11 protein-coding genes and 2 pseudogenes are annotated in these 18,356 nt (G+C 41.8%); 4 read left to right on the forward strand and 9 right to left on the reverse strand.

The features are described 5' to 3' along the window. Positions 1–5: 5 nt before the first annotated feature. Together FDF36_RS08565 and FDF36_RS08570 are read right to left on the reverse strand one after the other, a co-directional pair. Positions 6–3,038, reverse strand: coding sequence for a type III restriction-modification system endonuclease (locus tag FDF36_RS08565; protein ID WP_220391048.1), 3,033 nt, complete (start codon positions 3,036–3,038; stop codon positions 6–8). A 21-nt stretch (positions 3,039–3,059) separates the two neighbouring features. Further along, complete coding sequence (locus FDF36_RS08570; protein ID WP_220391049.1) at positions 3,060–5,054, reverse strand: site-specific DNA-methyltransferase; 1,995 nt, start codon at positions 5,052–5,054, stop codon at positions 3,060–3,062. Between the two features lie 455 nt (positions 5,055–5,509). Between FDF36_RS08570 and FDF36_RS08575 the strand changes: the two are divergent. Next, positions 5,510–9,376, forward strand: a pseudogene (locus FDF36_RS08575) (TIM-barrel domain-containing protein). 209 nt (positions 9,377–9,585) lie between these two features. Here the strand turns inward: FDF36_RS08575 and FDF36_RS08580 are convergent. From FDF36_RS08580 to FDF36_RS08595, 4 genes are all read right to left on the reverse strand, one after another. Beyond that, entirely contained in the window at positions 9,586–10,470 is an 885-nt protein-coding gene (locus FDF36_RS08580; protein ID WP_220391050.1) for an SDR family NAD(P)-dependent oxidoreductase, read from the reverse strand. Between the two features lie 395 nt (positions 10,471–10,865). Next, complete coding sequence (locus tag FDF36_RS08585; RefSeq protein WP_220391051.1) at positions 10,866–11,684, reverse strand: DUF2971 domain-containing protein; 819 nt, start codon at positions 11,682–11,684, stop codon at positions 10,866–10,868. A 20-nt stretch (positions 11,685–11,704) separates the two neighbouring features. Then, complete coding sequence (locus tag FDF36_RS08590) at positions 11,705–12,469, reverse strand: metallophosphoesterase (protein WP_220391052.1); 765 nt, start codon at positions 12,467–12,469, stop codon at positions 11,705–11,707. Between the two features lie 31 nt (positions 12,470–12,500). Beyond that, on the reverse strand, positions 12,501–13,265 hold the full coding sequence (locus FDF36_RS08595) for a Fic family protein (protein ID WP_259281397.1): 765 nt from the start codon (positions 13,263–13,265) through the stop codon (positions 12,501–12,503). Between the two features lie 113 nt (positions 13,266–13,378). Here FDF36_RS08595 and istA point away from each other — a divergent pair, with 113 nt between their 5' ends. From istA to istB, 3 genes are read left to right on the forward strand one after another with little or no spacing between them, the layout of a single operon-like run. After that, the gene (gene istA / locus FDF36_RS21205; protein ID WP_259281398.1) at positions 13,379–14,365 is read left to right on the forward strand and encodes an IS21 family transposase; all 987 of its coding nucleotides are present in this window, start codon (positions 13,379–13,381) and stop codon (positions 14,363–14,365) included. A 28-nt stretch (positions 14,366–14,393) separates the two neighbouring features. Continuing rightward, positions 14,394–14,933 (forward strand): Mu transposase domain-containing protein, encoded by a 540-nt coding sequence (locus FDF36_RS21210; protein WP_259281399.1) that lies wholly within the window; start codon positions 14,394–14,396, stop codon positions 14,931–14,933. Between the two features lie 16 nt (positions 14,934–14,949). Then, the gene (gene istB / locus FDF36_RS08605; RefSeq protein ID WP_009859890.1) at positions 14,950–15,702 is read left to right on the forward strand and encodes an IS21-like element helper ATPase IstB; all 753 of its coding nucleotides are present in this window, start codon (positions 14,950–14,952) and stop codon (positions 15,700–15,702) included. Positions 15,703–15,841: 139 nt separating this feature from the next. Here istB and FDF36_RS08610 read toward each other — a convergent pair. From FDF36_RS08610 to FDF36_RS08620, 3 genes and pseudogenes are all read right to left on the reverse strand, one after another. Continuing rightward, positions 15,842–16,039 (reverse strand): annotated as a pseudogene (locus FDF36_RS08610) (helix-turn-helix domain-containing protein); the annotation flags it as partial. A gap of 180 nt (positions 16,040–16,219) precedes the next feature. Beyond that, positions 16,220–16,930, reverse strand: coding sequence for a hypothetical protein (locus FDF36_RS08615; RefSeq protein ID WP_220391053.1), 711 nt, complete (start codon positions 16,928–16,930; stop codon positions 16,220–16,222). Between the two features lie 166 nt (positions 16,931–17,096). Then, positions 17,097–18,353: a type II toxin-antitoxin system HipA family toxin gene (locus tag FDF36_RS08620; RefSeq protein WP_220391054.1), complete on the reverse strand. Its 1,257-nt coding sequence runs from the start codon at positions 18,351–18,353 to the stop codon at positions 17,097–17,099. Between the last annotated feature and the right edge of the window lie 3 nt (positions 18,354–18,356).

Raw genomic sequence — 18,356 nt, forward strand, 5'->3', positions numbered from 1 at the left:
TGGATTTAAACGGGATCTTGTGCGACAATTTTCAAAAGTTCCTCGAAGGAACTTACTTTATCATATTTAAGCTTTCCACCGTTTACATTCGCAAAATGTTTTTTGGCACATTCTATCTTTGCCCTTTCTATTTCCCGGTCTTGCAGGGAAGAATCGCTGGCTTTGGTTTCGGCTATAAAATAAGGATACTTCGACAACTTTTGTTTGAAGACGATGGCCCAGTCCGGATGGTATTTTCCCATCGGAGTAGGGATATAGAAACTGCTGGGTAGTTTTACATAAGCTTCTATTTCGTCATTTTCTTCTAGTTTTTCCATGAATGTTTTTTCATTTCGAGAGTCGAATCTCACATGGTCGTACAGATGTTTATCTGCTTTCATTGTGTTTACTCTCAAACATCCTTGAACAGCTGTCTGGGTAAAGACCGATACATCATAGTACTGGTCGATTGGGCTATATTCGATATGTTGTACTATCAGACGCGCTTTTTCTTCGTTAATCAGTTCCGAAGCCTTAATAATAAAATCTTCGGGATTATTTCTGAATTGGGCGAATACATTCGGTTTTATCCGGGCAAGAATCTGAGCAACTGCCTTTCGGGTCAGATTTGTGGCGTTTGTGAGTTTACCGAGCAAGTCATATTTTACTTGATCGTTTGCCATGGCATCTATCTTTTCATAGTGCGCCTGATTGGGATCTACTTTAAATGCCTCTCCCGAAACCAAAGTTGCTTTAGACTTGATTTCGTCCATTTTGCCTGTAATGACAGAAAGATAGAGCTGGGGTACTCTTAACTTTTCATTTAAGCTCCCGATTGCTTTCTCTACCAATTCTTTTTCGTCAAACTTTACGGTGTAGGTTGACTTACTGCATAGCAGCTTCAGCAATTCCTGAAGTTTGCTGTTTTCAAGTTTATCTTTCGACAACCGAAGATTTATGTTGTATTTCCTTGCATCGTCCGGCTGCATCTCTCTTGGATTATAGATAGAGGTTAGGATGGTCATGATAGACGCCTTATAATCGGTGAGCTCATCGTCGAAAATCACTTCTCCCTGTTTACGGTCATCATAGAATTTGTCTGTCAGTTCTCCTTTCTTGATGTACTTGTTTTCAAGTAAAGAGTCGTAGATACTTTGTGCTATATCTTCGGTTGCTATGATGGTTTCACCATTAGGCAATCGGAGCGTCTTGTCCTTGAATAATTGGATAGTTACTTTTTGTGGGCGGTCGGCTATGGCTTCTGCCATTTCTGTCTGTAAGCCTTTGGCAAACGATTCATACGATTCACTGGCTATCACGGTCAGTAGGTTGACACGATGTACTTCTTCGTCTAAAACGTTGGCGTCCATGCGATCTCCCTGTCCGTTTACGCAGAGGCGCAGCCCGCGTCCCACCTCCTGACGCTTGCGTACCTCTGCCGAACTTTGTTTCAGGGTACAGATTTGAAAGACGTTCGGGTTATCCCATCCTTCCCGCAGGGCGGAATGTGAAAAAATAAAGCGGATCGGCTCTTTTCGGTCAAGCAGGCGTTCTTTATTTTTCATAATCAAATCGTATGCCTCCTCATCTGTCGATTCTTTGGTTCCCCGCTCGGTTTTACTGTCAATCAGCTTTCCTTTTCTATCTTTGGAGAAGTACCCTTCGTGAGCTTTTGATGCCACGGTCGATTTTAGATAATTGATATATTCCGGCTGATTGAATAACGAAAGGTCCAAGTGCTTTATGATATCGGTATATTCCTGCTCGAAAATCTCGGCATATTCTCCTTTTCCGTCCGGGTTATACTGGCGGTATTTGGCTACTTCATCGATGAAGAAAAGGGAGAGAACTTTGATGTCTTTCTCAAACAGTTCCTGTTCTTTCTTAATATGTGATAAGATGGTTTCTCGTATCTGGATACGTCGTAGTTGAGTTTCGTTGACGCTACCCGTTACGTCACCTGCATAAAGCTTGATGCCGTTCCGGAAGGTGACGGAATTTTCAACGCCGTTGATATCTGTAATTACATAGTCGTTCCGGTATTCTTCCAGACGGTTTGATTTAGCGTACAAGTCATCATTTACTTTCAGAGCCCGTACTACCTGATTCACTGCTTTGGTTCTTTTTACTTCGAATCCGATATTGGCAGTCGGATTTTTGTCCGGATACAGATTTAAACCTTCCAGATAGACGAAGCCTTCAGTGGCTGTTGTTCCACTGATGGAAATGCCTTTGACGGCAATCTTCTTAACCAGTTTCAGGTTGTAAGCTTCCATCGCGTCCAGGCGATAGACCAGATTATAGAGTTCGCGGTGTGTAGCCGAATAACGCAGTGTGAACAGGGGATTGAATCGTTTCAATCCCTCTTTTGTTTTGGCTCCTTCTACCGACTGAGGTTCGTCGATAATCAGTATCGGGTTCATCTGCGCAATCACATCGATGGGACAGTTGCCGCCAAAATCATCCAGCTTCATGTAGATGCGGCGGGCATCTTTGTTCGTTGCATTGAACTTCTGTGAATTGATGATCATTACATGGATTTTGCTGTCTGTGACAAATGCGTTCAATTCACCCAACTGTTTGGAGTCGTAGATGAAATAAGACAGAGGGGTGCTGTAATCCGAGGCAAAGTGTTCCTTCATAATCTCCAGGCTTTTGTGGACTCCTTCGCGGATGGCAACACTGGGTACGACAATGATGAACTTGCACCAACCGTAGCGTTTGTTCAGTTCGAAGATGGTTTTGATGTAGGTATACGTTTTACCTACACCCGTCTCCATTTCGATGGTGAGGTTGTATTTCCCTTCCAGTGCTTCCGACGGTTTGATTTGTTGGGCACGCTGGATATTCTGGATATGTCTCAGAACGATTTCATCTGTGAGTTGGGGTACGACAGGGTGGTTACGGAATCCTGTAAATCTTTCGTAACTGGTCTGGCCGTCTTTCTTCCGGGTCTCTATTTGATAGTCGAGCATCTTGTATGGCTGCCCGGCAAAAACATCACATACCGCTTTTGCTGCGTCTTCCTGAAACTTCTGATGTTTGAATTTTAATTTCATTTCTGTATCTTCCTTCTCTGTTTAAAGAATCTCGATCGTAGTACCGGGAGATAATGTTTTGAATATCTCGTCTATATTGATACGATCGGCACTATTACGGAATGAGGCGTCCCGAAAGACGACCCGGCGCGGTTGCCTGCCGGCTATTTCACGGAAGACTTTTTCGGGAATCTGTTCAGCGAAACATGCCATTAATTCGGTCTTGTCGACAGAATAAACCGTGTATCCATTTATATCCTCTTCATTGTGTGGGAGTGACAGGGATAGTCCCAGGTTGGTCAGGCAACCATAAAGCAGATCGAGTCCGGTACGGTCTTCTTTGATATTATCAGTGAAATAGAATAAATCACTCTGTGAATATTCCTTTGCACTGTAGTACACGTCCTTCATATTGCTGTCGGCAATCCGAAAAACACGGAAACCGATGTCCGGGCGGTCCTTTAATTTAAGTTGGTTGCATTCCGCCTCAATTGTGTCTCCGGCACGTCGAATACGTTCTTTGGACAGTTCGCAGATGTTCAATGCTTTATGCTTTTCCGTGAGGAAGTCGATCGCATTTTGCATGATCTCTTTTTCACTGGGAGTCTTGGCCTTTTTTATTGTTTCAGTCACATCTTCCGGCAGTTGCACGAGAATGTACTTCACCTTGTTTTTACGTGGTTTCATGTTCATCCGCATAACCGCTTCGGCAGTAGTGCCACTACCTGAGAAGAAGTCCATTACAATACAATCTTTGTTTTTGGTGTCGATAAACTCACATAAATATTGAATCAGACTGACAGGTTTCGGAAAGTTGAACACTTTCTTATCAAAGAACTGTAGTTGATGGTTACCGGCCTGTTCATTGGTTTCAACTCCTACTTTGTAATTGATCAGGTTGGGCGGAACTTCCGGATCATATTCCAGCTTTTCGTACGAAGGACTTAACTTGAGAGTCGGTATTTTGATTGTTGTTCCTTTTTGTATCTCTTTGTCCAGATTCGCTTGGCTCCATTTGAATTTGGCTTTCAGCTTGACGGGAGTTGTAAACAGTCCGTCACGTACGGTGGTATCTTCCAGTAATTCCACGTCATACGCATCTGTTCCGTACATGCCCGCTTTGATCACTCCGTCGGGGATGGAAGTAACTACTTTGTTGGCCGGGAAAGTCAGAATGCCGACGGAATTCGGTTGATTCAACAGACCGTTTGAACTGACCGACTCCTTCTTCAGACCCTGGAATTTCATGTCGTTTTTCTTCTTCTGATAGCAGACGATGTATTCGATGATTTGCTTGCTTTTTTTCGAGAGATTTTCCGGAGTTTCCGTCTTTGCCCAATTAAATACATCGATGAAATTAGAAGCATTGAATACTTCATTGCCTATTTTAATCAGATTTGCCAGTTCGTGATCATCAATAGAAATGAAAATGATGCCATTATCATTTAACAGGGTACGGGCAAGCATCAGCCGGGCATACATCATGCTACACCAATCGGAGTGAAACTTTCCGTTAGCCTCCGTATTCTGAAACAATCGTTGCCCTTCTTCATTATATCTTCCCTGTTTCTCGTCGGATTCTTCCTGTGAAAGAGCGAATGTATCATTGAAGATAAAGTCTTTACCCGTGTTGTAAGGCGGATCGATATAGATAACGTCTACCTTTCCTGCATAACTCTTTTTCAGGAGTTTCATTGCGTCCAGATTGTCTCCCTCGATGTATAGGTTTTGGGTCTGTTCCCAATTCCTGCTCTCTTCCGGGCAGGGACGCAATGTTTTGCGGATAGGATGCGCCGCCTCTCTTATCGCCTGCTTCTTGCCCACCCATGTTAATTCGTAACGTTCGTCGTCATCATATACCACTCCCATTTCTGCTTGGTTGGCTGTAAGGAGGAATTTCAGTTTATCAAAGTCGATAGCTTTATGTAGTTGTCCGTCCTTACCCATCGATTCAGTGACTACGTTTGGGAAGAGTTCGGCTATTTTATTCAGGCTGTCCTCTGCGATACTCACAGATTCCATTTTTAGCTTTTCCATATATGATTTCATTTTTGTCCTGCAAAGTTAAGATTTTCATTCTGATTGGCTAATTTCCTCTATAAATAATGTGTGTTTAAGGAAGTAACCTACCGATATCACGAACCGGTTGTTAGCTTACGTAACAAGGCAAGTGCTTTATCTTGCTGACCGGATAGTCTTATGTTCTAATCCCACATAGAAAAACATGGGGATGTTTGCTATCAAAACATGGGGATGTTTAGGTGGGCAACATGGGGATGTTTAGTATAAGAACATCCCCATGTTTTGAGATTGATGATTAGGAGGAGAGAGGCATAAGGTGCGAAAGTACTTCCTGAATTATAGGAAGCAAGCGTATTTACTTGTATTTATTTTCATAGAATATGCCTTTCTGAATACTTTTGCCTATTTTTGCGTATTCAATCTATTGACAGAATGGAGTAATATTTAGTTGAAATTTTATAGTAAAAATCATGAAAAACGCAATTGGTAATTGTAGGCAGCGAAAAGCAGTGCTGTTCGCCCTCGCTTTGCCTCTGATGTTTTCCGGTTCGCCTATGTAGGCTATGCATCGGTCCGAAATCGTTAGAGAAGTGACACAACAAAACTTGAAGATCGTTAGTGCAAAGAAAATCAATCCGACTACGATTGAAGTATTATTCTCTAATAATCAGAGAATGACATTCGATTTCTACGGGGAAAACATCTTCAGAGTATTTCAGGACAATGCCGGAGGAATCATCCGTGATCCGGAAGCAAAACCTGAAGCACAAATTCTGGTAAACAATCCCAGAAACACAGTTTCTACACTCAACTTGAATGATGGCAGCAATCTCATCTCTATCACTACGGGGAAAATCAAAGTGGAAATCGACAAGAATACTTCTTTGATGAAAGTGATCGACCTGGAAAAGAATGCTGTAGCTTTTGAAGAGGCCGAACCGGTACTTTTTGATAAAGGAAAAGTTACTGTAACTCTGAAAGAGAACCCCAACGAATACTTCTATGGCGGTGGTGTGCAGAACGGACGTTTTTCACACAAAGGAAAAGCAATTAATATTGTAAACGAAAATAGCTGGACAGACGGTGGAGTAGCTTCACCCACACCTTTCTATTGGTCTACTAACGGCTATGGTATGATGTGGTATACTTTCAAACCGGGTAAATATGATTTCGGTGCGGAAGAAAAAGGTAAAGTGAAGCTTATGCACGATTCTCCTTATCTTGATGTATTCTATATGGTTAGTGATGGTGCCGTAGGGATTCTGAATGACTTTTATCAATTGACCGGTAATCCGGTGCTGTTGCCTAAGTTCGGTTTTTATCAGGGTCACTTGAATGCCTATAACCGTGATTACTGGAAGGAAGACGAAAAAGGAATCTTGTTCGAAGATGGAAAGCGTTATAAAGAAAGTCAGAAAGATAATGGCGGAATCAAAGAATCATTGAACGGTGAAAAGAATAATTATCAGTTCTCGGCCCGTGCAGTGATTGACCGTTACAAGAATCACGATATGCCGTTGGGTTGGCTCCTGCCGAATGATGGATATGGTGCCGGATACGGACAGACGGAAACACTCGACGGAAATATTCAGAATCTGAAAAGTCTGGGTGACTATGCCCGTAAGAATGGCGTTGAAATTGGATTGTGGACACAATCGGATTTACATCCGAAAGAAGGCGTCAGTGCATTGCTGCAAAGAGATATCGTGAAAGAAGTTAGAGATGCCGGTGTGCGTGTGTTGAAAACAGACGTAGCATGGGTCGGTTGGGGATATTCGTTCGGATTGAATGGAGTAGCAGATGTGGGTCACATTATGCCTTATTACGGTAACGATGCACGTCCATTCATTATTTCACTTGACGGTTGGGCCGGTACGCAACGATATGCCGGAATCTGGTCGGGTGACCAGACAGGCGGTGTATGGGAGTACATCCGTTTCCATATCCCGACTTATATCGGTTCAGGCCTGTCAGGTCAGCCTAATATTTCTTCGGATATGGATGGTATCTTTGGCGGCAAGAATATGATTGTCAACACCAGAGACTTCCAGTGGAAAACTTTCACTCCGATGCAGTTGAATATGGACGGATGGGGATCTAATGAAAAGTATCCTCACGCTCTGGGCGAACCTGCCACTTCTATCAATCGCTGGTATCTGAAACTGAAATCGGAATTACTGCCTTACACTTATAGTTTCGCAAAAGAGGCTGTAACCGGTATGCCGCTTATCCGTGCCATGTTCCTGGAATATCCGAATGCTTACACCTTGGGAACAACTACGCAGTATCAGTTTATGTATGGTACCGATTTTTTAGTAGCCCCCATTTACAAAGCTACCAAAGCAGATGCTGAAGGCAATGATATCCGTGATGGCATTTATTTGCCCGAAGGAGAGTGGATCGATTATTTTACCGGAGAGAAATATCAGGGTAACTGTGTTCTCAACAATTTTGCCGCTCCTCTCTGGAAGCTTCCGGTATTCGTAAAGAACGGAGCTATCATCCCGATGACCAATCCTAATAATAACGTTGCTGAAATTAATAAGGGACTTCGTATCTACGAAATCTATCCGTATAAGCACATGATGACCGTTGAATATGACGATGACGGTGTATCGGAAGCATATAAAGAGGGTAAAGGAACCACTACTTTCATTGAATCGAATGTTGATTCAAAGAATAATGTGAAGATTTCGATTCGTCCTACACAGGGTGATTTCGATGGCTTTGTAAAAGAGAAAGCCACAGAATTCAGAGTAAATGTTACTGCTAAGCCGAAGAAGGTTTCTGCTCAGATAGGTAAAGGCAAAGTGAAGTTGACCGAAGTGTCTTCTATGGATGATTTCCGGAAAGGTGAAAACGTATACTTCTATGACGCTGCTCCTAATTTGAATAAGTTTGCTACAAAGGGCAGTGAATTTGAGAAGAAGGTTATCACTAAGAATCCTCAAGTTCTTGTGAAACTGGCCGCTACCGATATTACTAAAAATCAAGTTGTAATGGATATCGAAGGCTTCCAATATGCACCTGCCGATAATTACAGAGTAACCTCCGGTTCGTTGACCGCTCCTGCTGCCCGAATTGCTGCCGAAGATATTGAGGCTTATACCTTGAAGCCGACATGGAACAAAGTGCCGAATGCTGATTTCTATGAAATAGAATTCAATGGCATGCTGTATACAACAATAAAGGATACTGAGTTGCTGTTTGACGGACTGGCTGCTGAAACAGACTATACATTTAAGATTCGTGCCGTAAACAAGGATGGCTATTCGGATTGGGCTGAATTCGGTGCTAAGACAAAAGCTAATCCGCTGGAATTTGCTCTTCACGGAATCAAGGGTGAAACAACTGCGAAGAATCAGGAAGGATTTGATATCGATCGTTTGTTCGACTTTGCCGAGCTGGGTGATATGTGGCATACGAAGTATGGAGCAAAAGCACTGCCTTATGATATGATTATCGATCTGAGAACAGTGAACCAGCTGGATAAATTCGAATACCTGCCACGTACCGATGGTGGTAACGGAACGATCCTGAAAGGTACTGTATATTATAGTATGGATAAGGAAAACTGGACCGAGGCCGGAGCAATCGACTGGAAACGTAATGGTGATGTGAAAGTATTTACATTTACTGAACGTCCGACTGCACGCTATATCAAACTGGCTGTAACAGAAGGTGTAAACAACTATGGTTCGGGTAGGGAATTGTATGTATTTAAAGTTCCCGGAACCGAGAGCCGTTTGCAGGGTGATATCAATAACGATGGTAAGATCGACAATAACGATTTAACCTCGTATACCAACTATACCGGTCTGAGAAAAGGTGATTCCGACTATGAAGGCTATATCAGTGTAGGCGACATTGATCAGAATGGTTTGATTGACGCTTATGATATTTCTGTAGTGGCAACACAATTGGAAGATGGTGTAAGTGAAGAGCCGATTGAGAAACTGGATGGTACCATTGAAATCAGTACTGCTAAACGGAATTACAGTAAGGGTGAGGTTGTTGAAGTACTTGTAAAAGGTGTCAACCTCCGCTCTGTAAATGCGTTGAGTTTTGCGTTGCCATACAATCAGCAGGATTATGAATTCGTGGGTGTAGAACCTCTGAACCTCAAAGCTATGGAAAATCTGACTTATGACAGACTCCATACCAATGGTACAAAAGCACTCTATCCTACATTTGTTAACCTCGGAGCTAAAGAAGCCCTCGAAGGAACAAACGATCTGTTTATTCTGAAGCTGAAAGCGAAACGCGCTGTGAAGTTTGATCTGAAAGCTATTGATGGCGTTTTGGTCGACAAGAACCTGAACACACGTAAGTTTTAAACTTCTGTAAAAGAATACTCCGTTGTTTGAACGGAGGCAAATAAAAAGCTGCCCGGAAATTTTCCGGGCAGCTTTTTATTTGGAGTATCATTTAAATAGAAACAAGGACTTTAAAGTAAAATGTATCATGGAGTGGAAAAGTGGAGATGGTTTTAGTACGTTATAATACCATATTCCATTTATTTCTGTATGTTTGGTTTGGAACTATATTATTCCGTGTAAATCATCTTTTTAGTTATCCCTCCGTCAATCGTGATGTTTTCACCGTTGATAAAGTCATTTCCTTCTTCACAAAGGAATCTACACATGCGGGCTATATCTTCCGGTTTACCGACTCTTCTTGAAGGGTGTTGCGCATGGTCCTCCGGACGGAGACGATCGTAGTCATGGGTTTGTATCCAGCCCGGCGCAATAGAATTGACTGTGATATGGAATTGGGCAAGTGACAAGGCTAACGCGTGTGTCAGTGAATAGATTCCCCCTTTAGAGGCTGCATATCCCTCGCTGCCGGATTCACTCATTAAATATCTGGTAGAGCAGATGTTGATGATTCTTCCGTACGGATTGGATGTCGTTTGCGATTGACGGTGGATAGCCATGAAGTGTGAAGTAATAAATACCGGGCGTAGATTAATGGATAGAATCCTGTCGAAGTCTTCTACGCTTGTTTCAGTGATAGGAGAGAAGTCACTGATACCTGCATTATTGATTAAGATATCAATGTCATCCCATTCCTCAATGATGGATTGCATGCAGTGTTCAAGCATATCCTTGTCGCTTATGTCAACTTGATGAAAAATGGCTCCTGTTTCTTCTGCAGTATGTTTTCCTGCTATTTCGTCTTTGTCACAAAATGCCACCCGGTACCCACTTTTACAGAATATTTCTACAATGGCTTTACCAATTCCATTGGCTCCTCCCGTAACAAATACTCTTTTATAATTATGGGGCTCTGTTGTCGTTTGGCCCGGTTGTTCAGTTCTAGCAGGGTGAGTGATCCCCGTTTTCTTTTTGCCATATTTGCGTGCTTTTTCCCAAGCCGCTTTTCTGGCTTCATATTGCTCGTATTGTCTTTCGATATAATTGTCTGCCATACTTTCTATTTTATCTGTAATCCTCGGATGCAAATCTAAGGTAATATTTAGGTATTCAAATTGGGTATAAGGCAATGAATCTTAGGTTGTTTACTTGCCGATGCAGCATATTTGCACTATTAATTGTCAGCGTTTTGCTCTTTTAAACGGTACAAACCTTATTTTTACAATTACATTGAAAGTACCAGGAAATTCAATGTGCTGGTTTTCAGTGTTTTCGATATACGTGTTGTACCGCGTTTTTTTAGCCCTGTTTGCGGAAGTTCCCAATCAATTTTAGAGGATTGATTTGGTGGGTGTTACCGCATTGTGGTTACAAATGGTTTGCAGAGGCAAAGATAGAACTTATTATTGAATACGACACTATTCATTTGCAAGATTAGTTTTTCTGATTATTACTTTAGTCGAACTACTTTTCCCAAAGTACTGTCTTTAATTTGAGCTTTGGGAGCATATTTGTCAATTAAGGCCTGTGTTATTATTTTCTCAGCTTCAGAAGCGGATGGGCTGAGTGTGATTTCTATTTTTTCTAAAACCTCATCTTTAAGTTGCATATCATAGTATGTGAAAGGTAAAGACTTGTTACCTAAAAGGCTTTGCATAACTATGCTGGAGACTTCTGGATTAGCTTCCTCTAACATGGGGTTGCAGGGAAGCACATAGAGCACAAATCTTGTTTCATCTTGAAATGCCCAACGTTTGTTTTTGTAATATCCAAAAGGCTTCATTTGCATATTCATATCTCCTCGACCATCTTTAATATTAGTAATCTGAATACAATCTTTGGTGTATTGAAAAACATCATCTACGTATTCTACGTGTCGATAAAACAAGTCATTATTGTAATCTAATATAGGGATAATCAAGAAATCTGGATGAGTTAGGCTTTGTGGTGGAATTTTTGTTATAATAGAGCCTTGTGATTTCTGACCTCCAAAATCTAAATCAGATACGAGATACTCTTGAAACATTTCTTTCTCTACTGAAATTCGAATACCGCCAAAATCGCCACCATACATCTTCCAAAGGGGAACACTTTCCTCCGAATTTTCCGTCCAACATGAAACAAATACATATTTGCAAAAGCGAACGCCTAATGACTCAGCATTACCTTCTTCAAGGTCATCTACTTTATCAAGGCGATTAAATCTAATAGTCCTATTCTTTAGAATCATTGCTAATGATTCTAAGTTTGTATAGTGATGTATTTTCATGTTTATATTCTTTTGATTTTTTATAACTCAATAAATCGACTTGTACTGAATTCCTCTGTTTGGCCTCCATTGAGCAAATACCCCAACTGATTGGATATAATTTTAGTAGCCGCAATCTTGGTATTAATATTTTTGTGAGAATGACCATATATCCAATAATCAATTCGACTATTGGCAATGAAGTTTCCCAACTCTGTAGCATAGGCATTATTCATGCTATCATTTATTCGCTCTTTGGCAACAACTTGAAGAGTAGGTAGGTGATGGGTTACGACAACAATGTGTTTAGCGGTACTTTCGAGGACACTTTGCTTGATAAAGGCAAGGCATTTTTTATGTTCTACATTAAAATTCTCTATGCGTAAACGATGCTTATCATATAATATCTGGCAAAAATCGTTCATTCCTCTGAATACACTAACCTCGTTTTCTTCACGAATGTGTGACCACAAAGTTGAGAGAATAATATCAACATCACCTATTTGTATTACCTTATTATAATAGTAACCCACATTTTCGAGAAACATATATTGCCAAGAGTCACCACGAGCAGTTATGTCACCATTGTTATAAAATTCATGGTTGCCCGGCACCAATATCACTTGTTGATAGTTCTGAGAAGCCCATCTCCAAAACTTAATATTTGGCATAGTCCTGTCTTTGAGGTAGAAAGTATCTCCAGCTAATATCAAAATATCTCCTGTTATCTCAAACGGGATACTCTGAATATAAGCGAGGTTCTCTTTGAACTCCAAATGTAGGTCGGATGCAAACTGTATGCGCATAGGGTATTTATTTGCTAATTTCTACAGATATTTATGGCTCATTCAACTCCCAATGCCCCGATTTATTAGAGCCAATACGTTTAATTAAACCTTTCTCCTTAAGTGTTGCCATAATACGTTCACCCTGCCGTAAGGAAACCGAGAGCGATTCTGCGACCTCTTTTGCAGTTGTCCGATTATTAATTCGAATAAGTTCCAATGTACGCTGTTCGTTTATACCGACATTTATGCCGACATTTATACCGACATCAACACGAGGCTCTATACCTTCATCCTCTATTGATGCCTGATAATTACGAATTGTCTCCTCCAAGTTACGAATATGTTCATCAAACATAAAGTTACGAAACAACTCAATATCATCATTTTCACGGGTGGCAATAAGGGCTTCAATATATTCCGCTTTACGATCTTTGTTAATATTGGTGGGGATGAGCCCAAATTCAAACTGCAACTGATTCATCAGCAAACGAGACATTCGGCCGTTGCCGTCAGCCCAAGGGTGGATAGTTACCAAATGAAAGTGAGCATCGAAGCTCAATTTGTAGCATTCGCTAATATTTTCCTTTGAAAGAACCTTTCGTCTTTGATTTATACTTTCGCAGAGTTCTGATAACTTTATTGGCACCTTAGAGTAGTTCATATAAGAACGGCCTCCAGTACCAGCTGTGACATTTAGTAAACGTAGATCTCCATTTGCTGACGAAAATTCACCCAAAGCGGTTTGATAGCTTGTTGGAAAATTCACTCGTAGCTGCCCCCCTCCGTTCACTTTAAAGTGATCCCCTAAATTCACTCGAAAGTGCCCCCTTAAATTCACTCGAAAGTGATCCCTAGAAATTGCGCATCATTCTTGTTTATCCGGCCTATAATTCTATTTTGTTTGTTAAAAACAAATAAAAGTCAGTTATGCCCAATAAACAATTAGGAATGGAAAAGATTCGTCAAGTGTTACGTTGTTACTCCCAGGGTCATGGGACTAAAAGTATCAGCAGTATGTTAACCGTCTCCCGCAACACGGTAAAGAAATACTTACAGGTATTTCAACGCAGTGGTTTGGATTATGAAGGGATACTGTCCCTTTCAGATCAGGAACTCTCTGAGTTATTCCACGAAAAGACCAAAGTGAAGACCGAAAGTGAGCGGATGGAAGAACTAAAGTCGTTGCTGCCTGAGTATTGCAAGCGGCTTCAGAAGAAAGGGGTTACGCGTGAGGCTCTACACCGCGAGTATCTCTCTTCCCATCCGGATGGTTATGGACGCACCCGCTTCTATATTCTGATTCAGCAGCATATAGCTTGCAGCCGTCCTATCATGCATCTTGAGCATAAAGCCGGTGATAAAGTGTTCATAGACTTTGCCGGGGACAAACTCTCCATCATCGATCTTGATACGGGAGAAATCATCCCTGTCGAGGTTTTTGTCTCGATTCTGCCCTGCAGCCAGTTAACCTATGTGGAAGCGGTCATGAGCCAGAAAAAGGAGGATTTGATCCGTGCTTCGGAAAACGCTTTGTTATACTACCAGGGAGTTCCATCTGCCATCATCCCGGATAACCTCAAGTCCGCTGTTACCAAGAGCAGTAAATACGAGGCGATCCTGAATGAGGATTTTGCAGCCTTCGCCGAACATTACGGTTGCACCGTAATCCCCGCCAGGGCTTACAAGCCACGTGACAAGGCACTGGTCGAAGGCGCGGTCAAGCTAATCTACCGCAGTATCTATCCCAAGATACAGGAACGTGAGTTTTATGACCTGGATTCACTGAACGCGGCTATCCGTGTTGCACTGGAACTCCACAACAACGCTCCCCTGACAGGTCGTAAATGCAGCCGGCGGGAACAGTTCGAGGAGGTAGAACGGGATTCCTTGCGCAAACAACCCTATCCGCTTTGAGCTAAAACAGCGTTATAGGGCTACCGTCATGAAAAACGGCCATGTCCGCCTGGGAGAAGACGCCCATTACTACAGCGTGCCTTGCCGTTATATAGGCAAGAAGGTCATCTTGCTGTATAGCTCACGCGAGGTATGCATCTATTGCGGTTACGAGCTGATCGCTTCCCATATCCGTAATAGAGCCCGTTGCCGGTACACGACCATGGAAGAGCACCTGGCCTCACATCATCGCTATATCACGGAATGGAATCCGGACAAATTTATACGTGAGGCGGCGGCTATCCATCCGGATGTGGAGGCATATATCCGTCAGGTGATGGAAGAGAAAAAGCATCCGGAGCAAGCCTATAAATCATGCCAGGGCATTCTTAGCTTCGCACGCAGGGTCGGCAATACCCGACTGACCAATGCCTGCCGTTGGGCCACAAGCTACGGGCTGTACAATTATCCCATCATCGAACGCATACTTAACAACCGGCAAGATGAGTTTCCGCTGGAAGACAGTGCCGGGCAAGAAAAGGAAATGCCTTCCCACGGGAATATCAGAGGAAAAGAATATTATCAATAAACTAATCAGACGCAATATGGAAATGAATCAAGACACATTGGAAAAGATGTTCGGCATGAACCTCAAAGGCATGTATTATGCCTTTAAAACAAGTTTGGAGACACATCGGACGGAGAGCATGACCACTGACCAGTTCGTCTCGTGGCTGATCTCGAGTGAATGGGATGACCGCAGAAACCGTGCGGTGGAGAGGGCTATCCGGCAGGCCTCATTCAGATACAAGGCCACCATTGAAGAAATAGACTTCTCGGTGGAAAGAGGGCTGGACAAGAATCTTACCGGGCGTTTGGCTGACCTGACTTTTGTCAAAGAACGCAAAGACCTGTTCATTACCGGAAGTGCCGGAACAGGAAAGAGTTATCTGGCAACCGCTTTTGGCTTCCAGGCTTGCCAAAAAGGATATAAAGTTTTATATGCCAACACATCCAGACTTATGGGGATACTTAAGGTCGCCAAGGCGAAAGGTACGATCCTGCAAGAACTTAAGAAAATCGAGAGGTTGGACATGCTCATATTGGATGATTTTGGCATACAACCCTTCGATTCCCAGGGACGGATGAACCTGATGGACATCATAGAGGACAGGCATGGTAAAAAATCTACCGTCATAACATCACAGGTTCCGGTAAGGGATTGGTATGATGTTATCGGAGAAAAGACGATTGCCGATGCCGTCCTGGACAGAATTGTACACCAGGCTATACGCATAGAACTCTTCGGAGAGTCGCTACGGAAATGCAAAAGTAAAAAAGAATCATTATATTTATAAACGAAATTTAATGTATAACCTGGTATAACTGACAAGAAGAATAAGAAGAAAACAAGAATGATTAGGATGGAAGAATGGAAAAATTTAACAGGGGTCAAATTGCTGTGAATTAAGGGGGATAGTTTGAGTGGATTTTCCACCCCTTTCGCACAAGAGCATAGATGGTGGGTTTTGCTTTTTGGATAATACGGCAAGCATCATCAATTCCTACTAACTGATGTTTTTCAGGTTGTGGCAGTTGGAGCTCTGATACTAATTGTTTTAACTCTGCGACTTGTTCGGTCAGATAAGTTATCGCTTGCGGTAGCTTATCAAAAGTGATTTCTTGTTTGCACATAAACATTTTGTTTTTAATTGTTCGTGTGCAAAGAAAACTGGTGATGTTATGGTGAAATTAGCCACCGGAGTATAACTGCGAAGTAACTGTTTAAAGATAATTGTTGCTTTATATCAGTTGGTTACGGTGTGAAATAGAGGTCGTGAGCAGGATTACTGAAGTATTCATAGAATATTGAGCTTATAACTTCTCTTTGATTTTGATGATACAGGTTCCTTCTACTCTGAGTTTTCGTTTCAAGGTAGAAATTTCACTATCTTGCAGGCTTTGGGCAAATACTCGTTTAATAAATGTTGCTGTTTCTATACCTGACTTTTTGAACTGATTACCGATGTTCCAACCGAAGTGCATAAGGTCGATTGGACGTAGTTTTGAATTGACAGTAACTGATGATTGAATTTTATCACACTCTTGTTCAGTGGCATATTGATAGAATCGAATATGTTCACAAAGTTTTTGTATCTCGCTTTCATCCATATACAAGGAGAGCTCTTGACTTGTATAGATTAGTACGTTTTCTAAAAGTAGACTTTGTTCCTGCTGAATCTTTTGCTGTGCGGTTAATCTGTATTCCTCATAGTTGGGTACGTTTATGTTTTCTTGTATGGCAGGTGGTGTAATGGAAATCAAATCCAACGTTGGTTCTACTTGTGGATACTTCTTTCTGAAAATGCACTCTACCTTTGGTAATAGCCAGTCGTTAATAATTGATTGAAAACTGAGATAGGAAGCCGTTAATAAAAGACATACAACAATAAAAGCCATAATTCCTGAAAAGTTATCCATTTTCAGTTCTGTTATAACAAATAGGCGAGCCAACACAGCAATACTTAATATTGATGCGCAAAGGAATGAATATATAATAATGTAGTCGTACTTTTTAGCTGTCATATTAATCAATAGTTATCATTTGTGCGCAAATATATACTAATAACTTATTGATTTGAAATTTCTGGATAAAGTGGCAGCTTGTGTCGTTGAAATGGTATTATTTGTCTACCCTAACAAGAGGAAAATCCACAATAGCAAAAGTTGCTACTGTGGATTTATAGACTATTCAATACCGAAAAGCTCCAGCATTATCTTCCTGTTCAGAGCGTGAAATTCCATATTGGGTGGCAAGTTGTTGCCAATTTGATACTACTTTCTTTGTCTGATTTATTATTTCATTCGAGGTTGCATTATCTAATCCGAAATAGCCAGCAACACTCAATGCTAATTCGAAGTCAAGAGAATTATCATCTTCTGAAATATTCAGTTTTAATCCCATGCCATGCTCATCTGGGTTGATGTCATACGCAGGTGAGAGTGTCCAACCTTTAGGCGTAAGTAAGAAACCATGATTGCGAAGATGGTCGTCACAGTTCGACACAGCGATATTGAAAACGATGCGTCGCCATAATTGTTCGAGATTCTGCGACACGTTGTCGCAGTTTCGGGCAATCCACTCTGCAAGTTCTAAATAGCTGATGCCTTCTGCCGAGTCTGCACCATCCGTATAACCCAACAATGTCATAGCAGAAGCGAAGTGAATTCGTTTTCCATTTATCCTATCAAATCGTTTTGTGAGAAAAGTATGCTGTCTGTTGCTGAACTTTTGTGCCCGGCATTCAGCCATCTCGATACCACACTTTTTTGCCATCTCTGCGGTAGCAGCTTCCCATGCTCCCATATCCTTGGTGTCGTGTCCGCTTGGGAATTTTGCAATCCAAAGTGCTCCGTCATTATCCAGAATGTTAGCTTTTGGTCGAGCTCCTCCTAATGAGGAGCCGGGTGCTATGAGCATATTGAGCCACTTTGCATATTCTGCATCGTTTTTCAAATTTTCTTTTTCAAGTTGAAGACTTGCATATTCAAGGTCACGAATAGATGTCCACGGTGGCGTTGCCATCGCTTTATCATTGTCCATAAATTCATCATCGGGCGATAGTTTAAATCGTAAAGCTCCCATTCGGTTTCCATCGTAAACACCTAATAGATAATCAGCTTCGGTGAGTGTTCTACTCGGTCTGTTTTCTAAGCGGGCATTTATCGCTTCCCGTCTGCGCATCAACATACGTCCCCAACGATCCGGGGATGAATCGAGAAACATTCCAAAATTACTTTTGTCAGCAGGCAAGTATTGTTTCCCTGAGAATTGAGCTAAGTCAGGATCCAAGGCTCTGAATTGTTTGTAGGTTAGCCAGTCGGTGCTATTCTCAAAAGAAAACACCTCTTTGCCGCGTAAAACTTCACTATGCAATACGCCCATTTGAATTGGAGAATCGCTTTCTTGCCAATCCATATATACATATATATCTTTGCTCTGTGCCATTTT

The organism is Bacteroides fragilis (assembly GCF_019583405.1).
Taxonomy (GTDB): domain Bacteria; phylum Bacteroidota; class Bacteroidia; order Bacteroidales; family Bacteroidaceae; genus Bacteroides; species Bacteroides fragilis_B.